At 65.7% G+C, this 1,053-nt stretch carries 1 protein-coding gene and 1 pseudogene; both read left to right on the forward strand.

The annotated features are described in order from the left end of the window. Positions 1–401 (forward strand): annotated as a pseudogene (locus tag I71_RS14450) (esterase-like activity of phytase family protein); the annotation flags it as partial. Between the two features lie 132 nt (positions 402–533). Beyond that, the coding region (locus I71_RS14455; protein WP_042695553.1) for a DsbA family protein at positions 534–1,053 on the forward strand (520 nt) is incomplete at its 3' end.

Here is a 1,053-nt window from a genome sequence, read left to right on the forward strand (position 1 = left end):
CAGCGCCCTGTGATCGAGCGCGACGACACCACCGAAGGGCGAAGACCCAGGCTTGCCAGGGCGAAATCAAGCCGGACTGCTTCAACGCCCCGGCCGCCTTCAAGCGCATCTACAAGATCGACATCGCCGGTGCCGATGCCGAGGGCTTCGTCCGCAAGGTCGGCTACATCGACCTGACCGATATCGCCGATCCCGATCACAAGGCCCGTGCCGGGCAGGCGCCGGAAGGCCACTTCGTCATGCCGCATCTCGGGCCGGAGGGGGTGAACATCGTCGACGCCGACCATATCGTCGTCGTCAACGACAACAACCTCCCCTATTCCACCGGCCGGACCATCGGCAAGGCCGACGGCGATGAGATGGCGCTGCTGTCGGTGGGCGACCTGCTACGCGCCCACTGATGGCTGATCGGTGGCATCTGCTCGCTGAAACGTGAGGTCCGGGCAGGCGTTTTGCGCTTGTCCGGACCGGATTGTCGGTCCAGTGTGGGCGGCCTTCGGCCCAATATCCTTCGTGTTTCGGAGACCGTCCACATGCGCCCCGCCCTGCCGTTCCTGCGTTCCGCCCTGCTCGCCCTGCCCATCGCGGCGCTGGCGCTGTCCGCCGCCACTCCGGCCCGTGCGCAATCGTCGAGCTTCGACAGCACCCAGAAGGCTGCCATCGAGAAGATCGTCCGCGACTATCTGATGGAGCATCCGGAGGTCATCCTCCAGGCCGTCGACGCCATGCAGGAGCGCCAGAAGACGGCGGAGGCCGAACAGGCCCGCAAGGCCCTGGCGGAGAACAAGCAGGAGCTGACCCGCAGCCCCGCCGATGTGGTCGCCGGCAACCCGCAGGGCGACGTGACGGTGGTGGAATTCTTCGATTACCAGTGCGGCTATTGCAAGGCGGTGCAGGCCGACACCCAGTCGCTGATCAAGGGCGATCCCAAGCTGCGCTTCGTCCTGAAGGAATTCCCGATCCTGGGTCCGGCCTCCGTCGTCGCGTCGAAGGCGGCAATCGCCTCTCGCGGCCAGGGCAAGTATATGGAAATCCACAACGCCCTGATGGCCC

It is taken from the genome of Azospirillum sp. B506 (assembly GCF_000333595.1).
In the GTDB taxonomy this organism is placed as follows: domain Bacteria; phylum Pseudomonadota; class Alphaproteobacteria; order Azospirillales; family Azospirillaceae; genus Azospirillum.